Annotated in this window: 12 protein-coding genes; 7 read left to right on the plus strand and 5 right to left on the minus strand. The window is 65.1% G+C overall.

Features of this window, described 5'->3' with window-relative positions:
* Window positions 1–22: 22 nt before the first annotated feature.
* Complete coding sequence (locus YUU_RS0101910; protein ID WP_027520826.1) at window positions 23–1,522, minus strand: phosphomannomutase/phosphoglucomutase; 1,500 nt, start codon at window positions 1,520–1,522, stop codon at window positions 23–25.
* Window positions 1,523–1,961: 439 nt separating this feature from the next.
* Here YUU_RS0101910 and YUU_RS0101915 point away from each other — a divergent pair, with 439 nt between their 5' ends.
* A complete protein-coding gene (locus YUU_RS0101915) occupies window positions 1,962–2,588 on the plus strand; it encodes a transglutaminase-like cysteine peptidase (RefSeq protein ID WP_027520827.1) in 627 nt (208 codons plus the stop codon).
* 32 nt (window positions 2,589–2,620) lie between these two features.
* Here the strand turns inward: YUU_RS0101915 and YUU_RS0101920 are convergent, their stop codons facing one another.
* From YUU_RS0101920 to YUU_RS0101930, 3 genes are all read right to left on the minus strand, one after another.
* Window positions 2,621–3,136 carry a TIGR02281 family clan AA aspartic protease gene (locus YUU_RS0101920; RefSeq protein WP_027520828.1) on the minus strand — a complete coding sequence of 172 codons (516 nt, stop codon included), beginning with the start codon at window positions 3,134–3,136 and terminating at the stop codon, window positions 2,621–2,623.
* Between the two features lie 125 nt (window positions 3,137–3,261).
* The gene (gene hrpB / locus YUU_RS0101925) at window positions 3,262–5,739 is read right to left on the minus strand and encodes an ATP-dependent helicase HrpB (protein WP_027520829.1); all 2,478 of its coding nucleotides are present in this window, start codon (window positions 5,737–5,739) and stop codon (window positions 3,262–3,264) included.
* A 153-nt stretch (window positions 5,740–5,892) separates the two neighbouring features.
* A complete protein-coding gene (locus YUU_RS0101930) occupies window positions 5,893–7,209 on the minus strand; it encodes a UDP-glucose/GDP-mannose dehydrogenase family protein (protein ID WP_027520830.1) in 1,317 nt (438 codons plus the stop codon).
* A 198-nt stretch (window positions 7,210–7,407) separates the two neighbouring features.
* Between YUU_RS0101930 and YUU_RS0101935 the strand changes: the two genes are divergently transcribed.
* The 4 genes from YUU_RS0101935 (at window position 7,408) to YUU_RS0101950 (ending at window position 13,031) form a co-directional block, all read left to right on the plus strand.
* A complete protein-coding gene (locus tag YUU_RS0101935; RefSeq protein WP_027520831.1) occupies window positions 7,408–8,475 on the plus strand; it encodes an acyltransferase family protein in 1,068 nt (355 codons plus the stop codon).
* 196 nt (window positions 8,476–8,671) lie between these two features.
* Window positions 8,672–11,755, plus strand: a complete 3,084-nt coding sequence (polA, locus tag YUU_RS0101940; protein WP_027520832.1) for a DNA polymerase I — start codon at window positions 8,672–8,674, stop codon at window positions 11,753–11,755.
* A 14-nt stretch (window positions 11,756–11,769) separates the two neighbouring features.
* A complete protein-coding gene (locus YUU_RS0101945) occupies window positions 11,770–12,312 on the plus strand; it encodes an NADPH-dependent FMN reductase (RefSeq protein WP_027520833.1) in 543 nt (180 codons plus the stop codon).
* An 83-nt stretch (window positions 12,313–12,395) separates the two neighbouring features.
* Window positions 12,396–13,031, plus strand: coding sequence for a LysE family translocator (locus tag YUU_RS0101950; protein ID WP_027520834.1), 636 nt, complete (start codon window positions 12,396–12,398; stop codon window positions 13,029–13,031).
* Between the two features lie 108 nt (window positions 13,032–13,139).
* Here the strand turns inward: YUU_RS0101950 and YUU_RS0101955 are convergent, their stop codons facing one another.
* Entirely contained in the window at window positions 13,140–13,766 is a 627-nt protein-coding gene (locus tag YUU_RS0101955; RefSeq protein ID WP_027520835.1) for a glutathione S-transferase family protein, read from the minus strand.
* Between the two features lie 203 nt (window positions 13,767–13,969).
* Between YUU_RS0101955 and pyrE the strand changes: the two genes are divergently transcribed.
* Window positions 13,970–14,533, plus strand: a complete 564-nt coding sequence (gene pyrE / locus YUU_RS0101960; RefSeq protein ID WP_027520836.1) for an orotate phosphoribosyltransferase — start codon at window positions 13,970–13,972, stop codon at window positions 14,531–14,533.
* 210 nt (window positions 14,534–14,743) lie between these two features.
* The gene (locus tag YUU_RS0101965) at window positions 14,744–15,508 is read left to right on the plus strand and encodes a DUF2865 domain-containing protein (protein WP_027520837.1); all 765 of its coding nucleotides are present in this window, start codon (window positions 14,744–14,746) and stop codon (window positions 15,506–15,508) included.
* Window positions 15,509–15,517 lie beyond the last annotated feature (9 nt).

The following is a 15,517-nucleotide window of genomic DNA, read 5'->3' on the forward strand; positions in this document are numbered from 1 at the left end:
ATCACGCCTCCCTCGAGCCGCCTCAAATCTTCTGATTGTACTCGCCGACTTCCGGATGCGTGCGCAGCACGCCGTCCACCATCTCGAACATGTCGCGCATGCGCTGCTCGGAGACGGGGCTTTCGACCACGACGACGAGCTCGGGCTTGTTCGAGGACGCGCGCACCAGGCCCCAGCTGCCGTCTTCCACCGTGACACGCACGCCGTTGACGGTGACGAGGTCACGGATCGCCTGACCGCCGATCTTGGCGCCCTTCTCGTGCAGGCCTTCGAAATGCTTCACCACGGCATCGATGACGCCGTATTTGACCTCGTCCGCGCAATGCGGCGACATGGTCGGCGACGACCAGGTTTTTGGCAGGGCGTTCTTCAGATCGGCCATCGACTTGCCGGGGGCGCGGTCGAGCATGTCGCAGATCGCGATCGCGGAGACGAGGCCATCGTCATAGCCGCGCCCGAACGGCTTGTTGAAGAAGAAATGGCCCGACTTCTCGAAGCCGGCAAGCGCGCCCATCTCGTTGGTACGGCGCTTCATGTAGGAATGGCCAGTCTTCCAATAGGCGGTTTTTGCGCCCTGCTTCTGCAGCACCGGATCGGTGATGAACAGGCCGGTCGACTTCACGTCGACGACGAACTGCGCATCCTTGTGGATCGCCGACATGTCGCGCGCCAGCATCACGCCGACCTTATCGGCAAAGATCTCCTCGCCGGTGTTGTCGACGACGCCGCAGCGGTCGCCGTCACCGTCGAAGCCGAGGCCGACGTCGGCCTTGTGATGCAGCACCGCATCGCGGATCGCGTGCAGCATCTCCATGTCCTCGGGGTTCGGATTGTATTTCGGGAAGGTGTGGTCGAGCTCGGTATCGAGCGGGATCACCTCGCAGCCGATCGCTTCCAGCACCTGCGGCGCGAACGCGCCGGCGGTGCCGTTGCCACAGGCCGCGACGACCTTGAGCTTGCGCTTCAGCTTCGGCCGGCTGGTGAGATCGGCGATGTAGCGCGCCGGATAATTTTCGTGGAACTGATAGGAGCCGCCGGCCTTGTTCTTGAAATTGGCGCCCAGCACGATCTCCTTCAGCCGCGTCATCTCGTCGGGGCCGAAGGTCAGCGGACGGTTGGCACCCATCTTCACGCCGGTCCAGCCATTGTCGTTGTGCGAGGCCGTGACCATGGCAACGCAGGGCACATCCAGGTCGAACTGTGCAAAATAGGCCATCGGCGTCACGGCGAGGCCAATGTCATGCACCTTGCAGCCCACCGCCATCAGGCCGGAGATCAGCGCATATTTGATCGAGGCCGAATAGCCGCGGAAATCGTGCCCGGTGACGATCTCTTGGCGAACGCCGAGCTCGGCGATCAGCGCACCCAGCCCCATGCCGAGCGCCTGCACCCCCATCAGGTTGATTTCCTTGTTGAACAGCCAGCGCGCGTCGTATTCGCGGAAGCCGGTGGGCTTCACCATGGGCTCGGATTCGAAGGCATAGGTGTTGGGCAGCAGCGCGGATTTCGGCGTGGGAAACATCGAGACAATCTCGTTAACAGGCAGGAGGAATATACCGCAGCCATAGCGAATGCTCAGGCCGAGCGGAAGGCGGGATCGGCGGCTTATGGCTAATAATTGCGGCAGTTTGGTAACGGAGAAACCTTACTTCAAGCGCGGCTCGGAGCGAAGCGCGGCTCGGAGCGCGCGGAACGGTTCGGCAAAGTTGTCGGCCAGAGTTCTCGACCATGATCGATCCGCTCATCGCGGATGTGCACTTTGTGCCTCACAACCTCTGATCGCGATGTCGTGTTGAAACCAATCGGGCCGATCGCGCATATCCCACCCAGGATTACTCCGTCTCGCCCGGTGAACGATCCGCAATCGCCATGGCGCAGGACGCGGCCTGACTGATCATTAGAGCATTAATTCAAGCCTCGTCTCGAGCTCTCTCCACGACGTAACGCGTCGGAGACAAAGCATGCGCACGGCGTCGATCCTGGCTGCGATTGCATCCGGCATGATCTTGTCGATCAGCCAAATGACAGCCGCTCAATCTGCAAACGAGAGGTTGCCGGGCCTGCCGACCGGTCCCCCGTCCATGCCTCTGCACCTCAAGTTTGGCGATCCGACGCTTCCTCCGATGGCATACACGGTGTTCTGCCTGCACTACCGGGACGAATGCCGCCCCCGCCTGATGTTTCGTGGCGGTCCGGTGCACTTGACCGAGGCGCGATGGGAAGATCTGAAAGAGGTCAACGCGACCGTTAACAACGCCATCATCTCGGAACCGAACGAAGGGGGCCTGGCAACGGAGGTCTGGCTCATCGACCCCAAGCGCGGCGACTGCAACGACTACGCCGTCAGCAAGCGCCACAGGCTTCTGAGCCGAGGCTGGCCCGAGCGGGCGCTTCTGCTCAGCGAGGTCGAGACCGTCTGGGGCAAGCATCACCTGGTTCTGGTCGTTCGAACGCAGAGCGGCGACCTGATTCTGGATAATTTGACGGCGCAGATCAGACCGTGGCCACGCGCACCCTATCGCTGGATTCGAATTCAATCGCCGAGCAACCCGCGATATTGGAGCATCGTCGCGCCGCGTAGCGTATAGGGCGCCGTCAGGCGTTGGACCGAGGCGCTCGCCTACTGTTCCAGCACCATCTGGCCGTTGGCATATTCGAAGCGCCTCAGCTTGGACAGAAAGGAGAGGCCGAGCAAATTCTCGGACAGCGCCTCGTCAGGCAGAACCATGGCATCGACGTCGCGAACGATGAGACCGCCGACGTCGAGCATGGCGATGCGGGCGCGCGCGGCCTTGATGGTGCCGTTGGCGGTGGTGACCTTCGCGTTGTAATCGCCGCGCGACGGGCGCAGGCCGAAGCGGGCAGCCGATGTCTCGTTCAGCGCCACCACGGAAGCGCCGGTGTCGACCATGAAGGCGATGCGCTGACCGTCGATCCGCCCTTCCGTCTGGAAATGGCCGCGGGCGTCGCGCGGGATGCTGACGCTGCGATTGTTCGCTTGCGGCGCGGCGGCCTGCACGGCGGCCATCTGGCGCGGCACCGAGGTGGCGGAGGCCGAGCTCATCTTGTCGGCCATCTGCGCCATGAATGTGCCCAGCCCGATCAAGATGGCCGCGAAGATCATAATGTTACGCATGACACCACTCGGAACCGAAAACACGATTTCATCACGCTACGCGCCCGTCCGCGAGCGAGCCTGCGACCGGGGCGCCGCCATTTTGGCGAAAAGCGTGACGGAAGGGTTAATGCAGGCTTATGGAATTACGTCCCGCGCGGCTTGGCGCGCCGGGTGGGCAGAGCGTTCGCCGGATCGTCCGGCCAGGGATGGCGCGGATAGCGCCCGCGCAGATCGGAGCGGACCGCGATGTAACTGCCGCGCCAAAAACCGGGCAGGTCGCGCGTCACCTGCACCGGGCGCTGCGCCGGCGACAGCAGTTCCAGAACGAGCGGCACCTTGCCGCCCGCGATCGATGGATGGCTGTTGAGGCCGAACAGTTCCTGGAGCCGCACGGCGATGGTCGGCCCCTGCTCGGCCTCATAGTCGATCGCGAGCATCGTCCCGGTCGGCGCCTCGAAATGGGTGGGCGCCTCGCGTTCGAGCCGGGCGCGCAGCTCCCACGGCAACAGCGCCATCAGCGCGTCGGAGAGGTCGCCGGCGGAGACGTCCTTCAGCGCCGTCTTGTCGTAGAGCGCAGGCACCAGCCAGTCATCGCGCCGCGCGATCAGGGCGTCGTCGGACAGATCGGGCCAGCTCTCGCCTTCAGCCTTGCGCAGGAACATCACGCGGTCGCGCCATTGGATGGCGGCTTTCGACCAGGGCAGCCGGTCGAGGCCGGCGGCGATCAGGCCGTCGGCGAGAATGCGGGCCGTCGTCTCGGACGGCGTGAGCGTGAGGGGTGCCTCAGACAACGTGATGGCGTGCAGCGCGCGTTTGCGGCGTGCGCGCAGCGCCATCGCGCCGCGATCAAAAGAAATCTCGTCCGAGGTTTCGATGTGCTCGGCGAAATGGCCTTCGATGTCGCCCTCGCTGATCGGCGCGGCAAGGAGGATGCGCCCGCTCGCCGCCGTGCCCGTCATCTCGGCCACCGCAATATAGGGCGCGCGCGCAAGCGACGACGTCTGCTCGACGGCCGCGCCGCGGCCATTGGCGAGCACGAAGCTGCCGTTGCCACGGTTGCGCGCGACACGGTCGGGGAAGGCGTAGGCGAGCATGATGCCGGTGCGCAAGTCGCCCTGCCCCAGCGTCCCTTTCTCCGATGATGCGACTTGCGAGGCCCAGCGCCGTGCGAGGTCGCGGGCGCTGCTGGCGCGAGGCGAGCGGTCGCGGCGGAATTGATCGAGACGGTGGTCGAGATCGACGCTGTCGCCGCCGAGCCCGCGCTCGGTGAGGATGGCGGCGATTTCGGCGGCGGCCTCGCCGCTGCCAGCGCGATGCGAATCCACGATCATGCGCGCGAGCCGCGGCGGCAGCGCCAGCGCGCGCAGGCTCTTGCCTTCCGCCGTGATGCGACCGTCGGCATCGAGCGCGTTGAGCTCGGCAAGCAGGCTCTTTGCCTCTTTCCAGGCGGGCTGAGGCGGCGGATCGAGGAACGAGAGTGCCGAGGCATCGCTCACGCCCCATTGCGCGAGATCGAGCACGAGCGAGGAGAGGTCCGCGCTCAGAATTTCAGGCTGGGTGTAGGGCGCGAGCGAGGCGGTCTGCGGCTCGTCCCAGAGCCGGTAGCACACGCCGGGCTCGGTGCGGCCGGCGCGGCCGCGGCGCTGATCGACCGCGGCGCGCGAGGCACGAACAGTCTCGAGCCGCGTTAAGGCGATATCGGGCTCATAGCGCGGCACGCGGGCGAGGCCGGAATCCACGACAATGCGCACGCCCTCGATGGTGAGCGAGGTCTCCGCGATCGAGGTCGCCAGCACCACCTTGCGCGTGCCTTTGGGCGCCGGCGCGATGGCGCGGTCCTGCACGGCGGCATCCAGCGCGCCGAACAACGGCACGATCTCGATTGCAGCATCATGGACGCGTTCGGCGAGAAAGTTCTGCGTGCGCCGGATCTCGGCCGCGCCGGGCAGGAACGCCAGCACCGAGCCGGCATCGGCGCGCAGCGCGGAGGCAATCGCATCCGCCATCTGTCGCTCCAGCGGCGCATCTGCCTTTCGACCGAGATAGCGCGTCTCGACCGGAAACGCGCGGCCCTCGCTCTCGACGACGGGCGCCTCCCCCAGCAGTCTCGCCACCCGGGCGCCGTCCAGCGTCGCCGACATCACGAGGATGCGCAAATCCTCGCGCAGGCCCAGTTGCGCATCGCGCGCCAGCGCGAGGCCGAGGTCGGCATCGAGCGAGCGCTCGTGGAATTCGTCGAACAGGACGGCGGCGACGCCCGTCAGCTCGGGGTCGTCGAGGATCTGGCGGGTGAAGATGCCCTCCGTCACCACCTCGATGCGGGTCGCGCGCGAGATTTTCGAGCCGAAGCGGACGCGATAGCCGACGGTCTCGCCGGCGCGCTCGCCGAGCGATTTGGCCATGCGGTCGGCGGAAGCGCGCGCCGCGATGCGCCGCGGCTCCAGCACGACGATCTTCTTACCCCTGGCCCAGGGCGCGTCCAGCAGCGCCAGCGGCACGCGCGTGGTCTTGCCGGCGCCGGGCGGCGCCACCAGCACGGCAGCGTTGTGCTTGTCCAGCGTGCGCGACAGGTCGTCGAGCACCGCATCGATCGGAAGGGGCGTGTCGAAGCTGCGAGGCAATGCGCTATCCGTTCGTCCTGCCCGGGCAAAAGCGCGAAGTACGTCTTCGCACCAAACGTCCCGGGGCATCCACGTTTCTTTAGCGCGGAGTGAACAAGACGTGGATGGCCGGGACAAGCCCGGCCATGACGGAATCGTTGCGGCGGCCTATCGTCAAACCTGCCCGGCAGGCCGTCCCACGCTCTCATAGACGAAGCCCGCGGCTTCCATGTCTTCGGGACGGTAGATGTTGCGCAAATCGACCACGACGGGCTGCACCATGGTCTCCTTCAACCGGTCGAGATCGAGCGCGCGGAACTGCACCCATTCGGTGACGATGACCAGCGCGTCCGCGCCCTTGGCGCAGGCATACGCATCTTCGCAATAGTCGATGGCCGGCAACTCGTGCTTGGCCTGCTCCATGCCGACCGGGTCATAGGCGCGCACCTTCGCACCCTGGTCCAGCAAACCGGTGACGAGCGGGATCGAGGGCGCATCGCGCATGTCGTCGGTGTCGGGCTTGAAGGTGAGACCGAGCACGCCGATCGTCTTGCCGCGCAGCGCGCCGCCGAGCGCGTGGCTGACCTTGCGCGCCATCGCGCGCTTCCGGTTCTCGTTGACGGCAAGCACCGCCTCGACGATGCGCAGGCTCACGTCATAGTCCTGCGCGATCTTGATCAGAGCCTTGGTGTCCTTCGGGAAACAGGAGCCGCCGAAGCCCGGGCCCGCATGCAGGAACTTGGTGCCGATGCGGTTGTCCAGACCAATGCCGCGCGCGACCTCCTGGACGTTCGCGCCGACCTTCTCGGCCAAATCGGCGATCTCGTTGATGAAGGTGATCTTGGTCGCCAGAAACGCGTTGGCGGCGTATTTGATCATCTCCGCGGTGCGGCGCGCGGTGAACATCAGCGGCGCCTGGTTCAGCGACAGCGGACGGTAGATGTCGCTCATCACTTTTCGACCACGCTCGTCATTAGTGCCGACCACGATGCGATCCGGGAATTTGAAATCGCGGATCGCCGCGCCCTCACGCAGGAATTCGGGGTTGGACGCGACCACCACATCGGCCTTCGGATTGGTCTCGCGGATGATGCGTTCGACCTCATCGCCGGTGCCGACCGGAACGGTCGACTTGGTGACGATGACCGTGAAACCGGAGAGTGACGCAGCGATCTCGCGCGCGGCAGCGTAGACGTAAGACAAGTCGGCATGACCATCGCCGCGCCGCGACGGCGTACCGACCGCGATGAACACGGCCTCCGCCTCCGCCACCGGCCCCGAAAGATCGGTCGTGAAGCTCAGGCGCTTGGCCTTCACATTGGTCTCGACCAGCGAGTCGAGCCCCGGCTCGTAGATCGGGATCTCGCCGCGGTGGAGCGCCGCAATCTTGCGCTCGTCCTTGTCGACGCAGGCGACGTCATGGCCGAAATCCGCAAAGCACGCACCGGAAACCAGCCCCACATATCCCGTGCCGATCATGGCAATTCGCATGAAAAACCTGCCCGTCTTGGTTAACGCATAATGATGCTTCGCAGCGGTCTTAGAGCATTTTCATGTCCGCGGGGAAGAGGCTGCCCCAAGAAAGTCGGCAAGAAAACCGGCATGTGATTTGTAGAGTAAAGGGGACCGAAACCTGCCGCCGGCATACTGCCCCGCTCTTGGGCGGCAACCGCCTCGAAAAGGGACACCATGGCACCATCAGGCACAATCGTGGCAAGCGGAGGTTCCAAGACCTCGCCGCCGGCGCGCCTCGATTGGGTCGATTACGCCAAGGGCATCTGCATCGTCATGGTCGTGATGATGCATTCGGTGCTGGGGGTCGAGCTCGCTGCCGGCGAACCCGGGTTCATGCATGGTCTGGTCGCCTTCGCAAAGCCGTTCCGGATGCCGGATTTCTTCCTGATTTCGGGCCTGTTCTTGCCGCTCGTGATCGACCGCGACTGGCGAATCTATCTCGACCGCAAGGTCGTGCATTTCGCCTACTTTTATGTCCTCTGGGTGACAATCCAGTTCGGCTTCAAGGCGCCAGCCTTCGCGGCCGAGACCAGCTGGCACCATGTGGGCCTTCTGTATCTCGAATCATTCATCGAGCCGTTCGGCACGCTCTGGTTCATTTACCTGCTGCCGATCTTCTTCGTCGTCACAAAACTGACACGGCGAATCCCGCCGCTCGCGATCTGGCTCGTCGCGGCGATGCTGGAGACGGCGCGCATCGCAACGGGATGGACCGCCATCGACGAGTTCTGCGCACGCTTCGTCTATTTCTATTCCGGCTATCTGTTTGCGGATTACGTGTTCGCCTTGTCGGATCGCGCGCGCCGGCATCCAGCCGTTGCCCTCGCGACGCTTGGCGCGTGGGCTCTCGTCAATGCGGGTATCGTTGCACACGGCGCCAGCGAATGGCCGATGGTCTCGCTTCTGCTCGGTTTCTCCGGCGCCGTCGCCGTCGCGACGATGGGCACGCTGCTCGCGCATGCGCGCTGGCTCAACTTTCTTCGGTTCTGCGGCGAGCACTCGATCGTGATCTATCTCGCCTTCTTCCTGCCGATGGCCGCGACACGGACGCTGCTGCTGCGCACCGTCGTTGTTCCCGACATCGGCATGATGTCGCTGATCGTCACCATCGTGGGCGTCGCCGGTGCGCTCCTGATCTGGCGGGCCGCGCTGCGCCTGCACGCCCACTTCCTGTTCGAGCGGCCGGACGCCTTCTGGATCGCGCCGAAGAAGGCGGGGTCGGTGTTGCAGCCGGCGGAGTAGTTTCTCGCTCCGCTGTCGTCGCCCGGCTCGACCGGGCGACCCAGTATTCCAGAGACAGCAGTTATTGACCGATAGGCCGCGGCGTACTGGATTCCCCGGTCAAGCCGGGGAATGACAGTGGGGATAGCGGCGCCAGCGGCCCAAAAATCGCCCCTCAAAGGCTGTCAAATTCCGCAAAAATTCATACATTGCGGCCATGCCCAAAACCTCCCCGAAGACCACCGCCAAAGCTGACACCAAGGCTGCTGCGCCCAAGGCGGCCGCTGAAACCAAATCCGCTGCTGCCAAGGCTGCTGCCAAACCCGTGGCGGCGAAGGCGGCCGGCAAGGGCGACCATGTCTTCCTGGTCGACGGTTCCTCCTACATTTTCCGCGCATACCACGCGTTGCCGCCGCTCAACCGCAAGTCTGACGGTTTACAGGTCAACGCCGTGCTCGGTTTCTGCAACATGCTGTGGAAATTGCTTCGCGACATGCCCGCGGACAACCGGCCGACGCATCTGGCGATCGTGTTCGACAAGTCGGAAGTCACCTTCCGCAACAAGCTCTATCCCGACTACAAGGCGCATCGGCCGCCGGCGCCGGACGATCTCATTCCGCAATTCGCGCTGATCCGCGAGGCCGTGCGCGCCTTCGACCTGCCCTGCCTGGAACAGGTGGGCTTCGAGGCCGACGATCTGATCGCGACCTATGCGCGGCAGGCAAGCGAGCGTGGCGCCGTCGCGACCATCGTGTCCTCCGACAAGGACTTGATGCAGCTCGTCAATGACAAGATCACCATGTACGACACCATGAAGGATCGCCGCATCGGCATTCCCGAGGTGATCGAGAAATTCGGCGTGCCGCCGGAGAAGGTGGTCGAAGTGCAGGCGCTGGCGGGCGATTCCACCGACAACGTGCCGGGCGTGCCCGGCATCGGCATCAAGACCGCGGCGCAATTGATCGTCGAGTATGGTGACCTCGAGCAGCTTCTGTTTCGCGCGACCGAGATCAAGCAGCCGAAGCGGCGCGAGGCGCTGATCGAGAATGCCGAGAAGGCGCGGATCTCGCGCCAGCTGGTGCTGCTCGACGACAAAGTCGATCTCGAAGTGCCGCTGGACGATCTCGCCGTCCACGAGCCCGACGCGCGCAAGCTGATCGCCTTCCTGAAGGCGATGGAGTTCACGACGCTGACCCGCCGCGTCGCCGAATACGCCCAGGTCGATCCCGCCGATGTGGAGGCCGATCCCGGCTACAAGACCGGTGCCAGCGTGTTCTCGCCACTGCCGCCCTCGGACGTCGTGCCGGCGCCGGGACCCGGAGCATCGGCGCAAACTGCACCCAGGGAGCGCAATAAGGCCGCCGGCAAGGAGGACAAGGCCGCAAGCCCGAAGGGCGCGCCGGTCTCGCTCGCCGAGGCTCGCGCGGAAGCCGCGCGCAAGACCAGGATCGACCGTACCAAATATCAGACGATCAAGACGCTCGACCAGCTCGAGGCGCTGATCGCGCGCATCCACGACACCGGCCATGTCGCGCTCGAGGTGAAGGCGAACTCGGAAGACCCGATGCAGGCCGACATCTGCGGCATCGCGCTGGCGCTCGGCGCGGACGATGCCGCCTATGTGCCGCTGGCCCACAAGCCACCGGGCGGCGGCGCCGGACTGTTCGATGCGGGGCTCGCGCCCGACCAGGTGAAATTCGAAGCGGCCGTCGCAGCGCTGAAGCCTGTGCTCGAGTCGCAGGGCATCTTGAAGATCGGATACAACGCCAAGTTCATCGCGGTGCTGCTGGCGCAGGCCGGCATCACGCTGTGCAACCATGATGATTCGGAATTGATCTCCTATGTGCTCGACGCCGGCCGCGGCTCGCACGCGCTGGAATCGCTCGCCGAGCGCTGGCTCGGGCACGCGGTGCTCGCCGAAAGCGAGCTCGTCGGCAGCGGCAAGAACAAGCTCACCTTCGATCAGGTCGCGATCGACAAGGCGACCGAGCATTCCGCCGAGCGCGCCGATGTGACCTTGCGTTTGTGGCACGTGCTGAAGCCGCGCCTTATCGCCGAGCACATGACCGCCGTCTACGAGACGCTGGAGCGTCCGCTGACCAGCGTGCTCGCGCGCATGGAGCGTCGCGGCATCTCGATCGACCGCCAGGTGCTCTCGCGGCTGTCGGGCGACTTTGCCCAGACCGCGGCGCGGGTGGAAGCCGAGATCCAGGAGATCGCCGGCGAGCCCGTCAATGTCGGCAGCCCAAAGCAGATCGGCGACATCCTGTTCGGCAAGATGGGACTTCCGGGCGGCACCAAGACCAAGACCGGCGCATGGTCGACGACGGCGCAGGTGCTGGATGATCTCGCCGAGCAGGGCCATGACTTCCCGAAGAAGATTCTGGAATGGCGCCAGGTCTCGAAGCTGAAATCGACCTACACCGACGCACTGCCGACTTACGTCAATCCGCAGACCCATCGCGTGCACACGACCTACGCGCTGGCCGCGACCACCACGGGCCGGCTGTCGTCGAACGAGCCGAACTTGCAGAACATTCCGGTGCGCACCGAGGACGGGCGAAAGATCCGCCGCGCCTTCATTGCGACGCCCGGGCACAAGCTGGTCTCGGCCGACTATTCGCAGATCGAGCTGCGGCTGCTCGCCGAGATCGCCGACATTCCCGTGCTGAAGCAGGCCTTCCGCGACGGGCTCGACATTCACGCGATGACGGCATCCGAGATGTTCGGCGTGCCGATCAAGGGCATGCCGAGCGAAATCCGACGCCGGGCCAAGGCGATCAATTTCGGCATCATCTACGGCATCTCCGCGTTCGGCCTTGCCAACCAGCTCGGCATCGCGCGCGAGGAGGCCTCCGCCTACATCAAGAAGTATTTCGAGCGCTTCCCCGGCATCCGTGCCTATATGGACGAAACGCGCGATTTCTGCCGGAGCCACGGCTATGTCACGACGCTGTTCGGCCGCAAGTGTCACTACCCCGACATCAAGGCGTCTAACGCCTCGGTGCGCGCCTTCAACGAGCGCGCCGCGATCAACGCGCGCCTGCAGGGCACGGCCGCCGACATCATCCGCCGTGCCATGACGCGGGTGGAGGACGCGCTGGCGGCAAAGAAGCTCTCGGCGCAGATGCTGCTTCAGGTGCATGACGAATTGATCTTCGAGGTGCCGGACGCGGAGGTCGAGGCGACGTTGCCGGTCGTGCAGCACGTGATGCAGGACGCACCGTTCCCGGCCGTGCTGCTCTCGGTGCCGCTCCATGTCGATGCCCGCGCGGCGACCAACTGGGACGAGGCACACTGACGGCGGGCACCCTGATGAAGATCGCAACGATCTCCGGCAGCTTGCGCGCCGGCTCGAGCAATACGGCTGCGTTGCGTGCAGCGGCCCTGCTCGCGCCTGTTGGCGTCGAAATGGTAGCCTTCGAAGGAATTGCGGGCCTGCCCTTCTTCAATCCGGATCTCGATGGCAATGACGTGCCCGCCCCCGTCGGGGCAATGCGCAACCTCATCGGAAGCGTGGATGGCCTCCTGATCTCCAGCCCCGAATATGCTCGCGGTGTCGCCGGCGTCCTGAAGAATGCGCTCGACTGGCTGGTCGGAAGCCATGAATTTCCGGGCAAGCCGGTCGCATTGATCAACACCTCGCCTCGCGCCACGCACGCGCTCGCTGCCCTCACGCTCACCTTGGAGACGATGTCGGCCCGGATCGCACGGGACGCCTGCGTGACGCTGCCCCTGCTCGGCGGCGCCTTCGACGAGCACGGCATCGTCGCAGATCCCGCAATCGCAGAGCCGCTGCGTTCGGCGATGGAGCGTTTTGCGGCGTTCATCCGGAGCGTAGAGGCCGACGCGTCCTAGCAAATTGTCCTCCGTGCAATTGCGGGATGGCGACGCGAGCCCTCGCATATTAGAACCGGTGTATCTCCCGCACGAGTTCACCGATGCCCCCCACATCCGCCCTGCTCGGCTTTGCCCTCGTCTGCCTCGGCCTCGTGCTGACGCCTGGGCCGAACATGATCTATCTGATCTCGCGCTCGATCACGCAGGGGCCGGCGGCCGGCATCGTCTCGCTCGGCGGCGTGGCGCTGGGCTTCGTGTTCTACATGCTGTGCGCGGCGTTTGGCATCACCGCGCTGCTGCTCGCCATTCCCTTCGCCTATGACGCGCTGCGCCTCGCCGGCGCCGGCTATCTCTTCTGGCTCGCCTGGCAGGCGGTGAAGCCGGGCGGCCGCTCGCCGTTCCAGGTGAGGAAGCTTGAGATCGACAGCCCGCGAAAACTGTTCGCGATGGGCTTTGTCACCAACCTGCTCAATCCCAAGATCGCGATGCTCTATCTGGCGCTGCTGCCGCAGTTCATCGACCCCGCCGCTGGCAGCGTGCTGACACAGTCGCTGGTGCTGGGTGCCATCCAGATCGCGATCAGCGTCAGCGTCAACGCGATCATCGCGCTCGCCGCCGGCTCGATCGCGCTGTTCCTGGCAACGCGACCGAGCTGGATGCTGGTGCAGCGCTGGCTGATGGGTACGGTGCTCGCCGGACTTGCCGTGCGCATGGCGGTGGAAGCGAAGCGGGTGTGACGCGCAGGCGCAGGCGGGGCATCCAATACGCCGCGGCTTGTCGGTTCTAGTTCGACCGTCTCTGGACCACTGGATCGTCCGGTCAAGCCGGGCGATGACAGCGTCAAATCAATCCAGTTTCGCCTCCATCCCCCGCTTCACCGCGGGGCGCGCCATCAGGGCCTCGTACCAGCGCTTCACGTTGGGAAAGTCCGCGAGCTCCACCTTGTGGCGCGGGTGGCGCCAGGCCCAACCCAGGATGGCGAAATCGGCGACCGAGAGATCGCCCGCGACGAAATCTCGGCCCTCGAGCCGGCGATCCAGCACGCCGTAGAGACGGCGCGTCTCGGCCATGTAGCGCTTCAACCCATAGGCGCGGTCCTGCTCGTTCTCGAGCGCAATGAAATGATGCACCTGGCCGGGCATCGGCCCGAAGCCGCCCATCTGCCACATCAGCCATTCGTAGACGGGTATGCGCTCGGCAAGCGACTTCGGCAGGAATTTGCCGGTCTTCTCGCCGAGATAGAGCAGGATCGCACCGGATTCGAACACGCTGACGGGCTTCCCGTCCGGCCCCTCGGGGTCGACGATCGCGGGGATCTTGTTGTTCGGGCTGAGCTTGAGGAACTCGGGCGCCATCTGCTCGCCCTTGGTGATGTTCACCGGGAAGACCTTGTAAGGGAGCCCCATTTCCTCCAGCGCGACCGAGATTTTTCGGCCGTTTGGCGTATTCCACGTGTGGAGCTCGATGGTCATTGCCGGTTTCCTTCCCGCTTTGTCTGGCATCCCACTACTCCAGGACGTTGCGGCCTTACAACCAGCGGTCCGGCATGGTGGCTGTCCGACCGGCGCGGCCGATGCCCTGTTGACGGTAGTTTTGCGGACCCGACCTCCCTCTGGCATGTCGGCTCCGTGGCGGATAAATTCCGCCTCCTCCAAAAGAGCCCCAGAGGACCGTCGTGTCGAAATCAGCCTCCCGCGCCCGCTTGTTCGAAATCATCCGTCGGCGCTCCTTCGGCCGCGGCGAGGTGACGCTCGCATCGGGCCGCAAGAGCGATTTCTATTTCAACCTGAAGCCGACCATGCTCGACCCCGAAGGGGCGACGCTGCTGGCCGAGCTCACCTATGAGGCTCTGAAGGACGACCAGCTCGATTTCATCGGCGGCCTGGAGATGGGCGCGGTGCCACTGGCCGGTGCGCTCGCGCAGATCTCCTGGATCAAGGGCCATCCGATCGCGGCCTTCTTCGTGCGCAAGAAGCCGAAGGAGCACGGCGCCAAGCTCGCGATCGAAGGCCTTGCCAAGGGCGAGACGCTGGAAGGCAAGCGCGTCGTGATCGTCGAGGACGTCACCACCACCGGCGGCTCGGCGCTGAAGGCCGTGGAATCGGTGCGCGAGGCCGGCGCCAATGTAGTGTTGGTGCTGACCATGGTCGACCGCGAGGAAGGCGCCAACGACACCTTCGGCCAGGCCGGCCTGCCGTTCCGATCGCTCTACAAGGCGTCGGAATTTTTGAAGAGCTGAGACAGCAAGGGCTCACTCCATTGTCTTGCCCGGGCTTGTCCCCGGCCTTGACGCGATTCGATCCAACAACCGCCACGGTCACCGCTCATTTACTATCCGGAACTATGGTGAATCAGCGCTGAGATACGTTGCTCTCGGTGGGGTTCGTTGCGTCCGGTGGAGTGGGCATTGCGTACAGATTTGTCCAAAGTGCGTTGGCCGCACCGCGCGATACTCGTGGCCGCAGCCGTTGCGGCGCCGCTTCTCGTGGCGCCAGCCCCCGTGTCCGCCGAAGGCCTGTTCGACTTCTTTTTCAACGCACTCCAGCGTCCGCAGCGCAGCGCGCCGCAGCCGAGTTCCTACATCGATCCCTTCGCGGCAGCGCAGCCGATTGGGCCCGCCCAGGATTCGCCCACGCGATCGGCCGCTGGCGGATCGGGCCCGGCCTTCTGCGTGCGGACCTGCGACGGCAAGTACTTTCCGCTGATGCGCGGCGTGGCCTCGCCGGCGCAGATGTGTCAGGCTTTCTGTCCTGCCACCACGACCAAAATCTATTTCGGCTCCAGCATCGACGGTGCCGCTTCGCAGACCGGCGAGCGCTATGCCGACAGCGAGAACGCGTTCGCCTTCCGCAAGGCGCTGCGCGCCGACTGCACCTGCAATGGCCGCGAGCCGGTCGGACTTGCGCCGGTGGACCTTGCTCTCGATACGTCGCTGAAGGCCGGCGACGTGATCGCGACGAGTGACGGTCTGGTCGCCTATACGGGCGTCCGCCTTGGCAACGAGCAGGCCGCCGACTTCACGCCGGTCGCCTCCTATCCCGGCCTCACCGCACAGGTCCGCTCCCGCCTCGGCGAGATGAAGGTCGCGCCGGTGCGCGCCGAAACGGTGGCGGCGGATGCGCCACCGCCGGAGATCGTACGCGAGACGCCGCCGGATGTGACGGTGCCGAAGACGCCGACGCAGAAATCGGGCAGGCGCGCGGGGCTGAATTGACGCTTCGCG

This window comes from Bradyrhizobium sp. Ec3.3 (assembly GCF_000472925.1).
Lineage (GTDB): Bacteria > Pseudomonadota > Alphaproteobacteria > Rhizobiales > Xanthobacteraceae > Bradyrhizobium.

Coding starts and splice junctions, on each gene's coding strand:
- YUU_RS0101945 (WP_027520833.1), top strand. CDS start 11,770: ATGAAGATCGCAACGATCTCCGGCAGCTTGCGCGCCGGCTCGAGCAAT.
- YUU_RS0101955 (WP_027520835.1), bottom strand. CDS start 13,766: ATGACCATCGAGCTCCACACGTGGAATACGCCAAACGGCCGAAAAATC.
- YUU_RS0101915 (WP_027520827.1), top strand. CDS start 1,962: ATGCGCACGGCGTCGATCCTGGCTGCGATTGCATCCGGCATGATCTTG.
- YUU_RS0101950 (WP_027520834.1), top strand. CDS start 12,396: ATGCCCCCCACATCCGCCCTGCTCGGCTTTGCCCTCGTCTGCCTCGGC.
- YUU_RS0101920 (WP_027520828.1), bottom strand. CDS start 3,136: ATGCGTAACATTATGATCTTCGCGGCCATCTTGATCGGGCTGGGCACA.
- YUU_RS0101910 (WP_027520826.1), bottom strand. CDS start 1,522: ATGTTTCCCACGCCGAAATCCGCGCTGCTGCCCAACACCTATGCCTTC.
- YUU_RS0101935 (WP_027520831.1), top strand. CDS start 7,408: ATGGCACCATCAGGCACAATCGTGGCAAGCGGAGGTTCCAAGACCTCG.
- YUU_RS0101930 (WP_027520830.1), bottom strand. CDS start 7,209: ATGCGAATTGCCATGATCGGCACGGGATATGTGGGGCTGGTTTCCGGT.
- polA (WP_027520832.1), top strand. CDS start 8,672: ATGCCCAAAACCTCCCCGAAGACCACCGCCAAAGCTGACACCAAGGCT.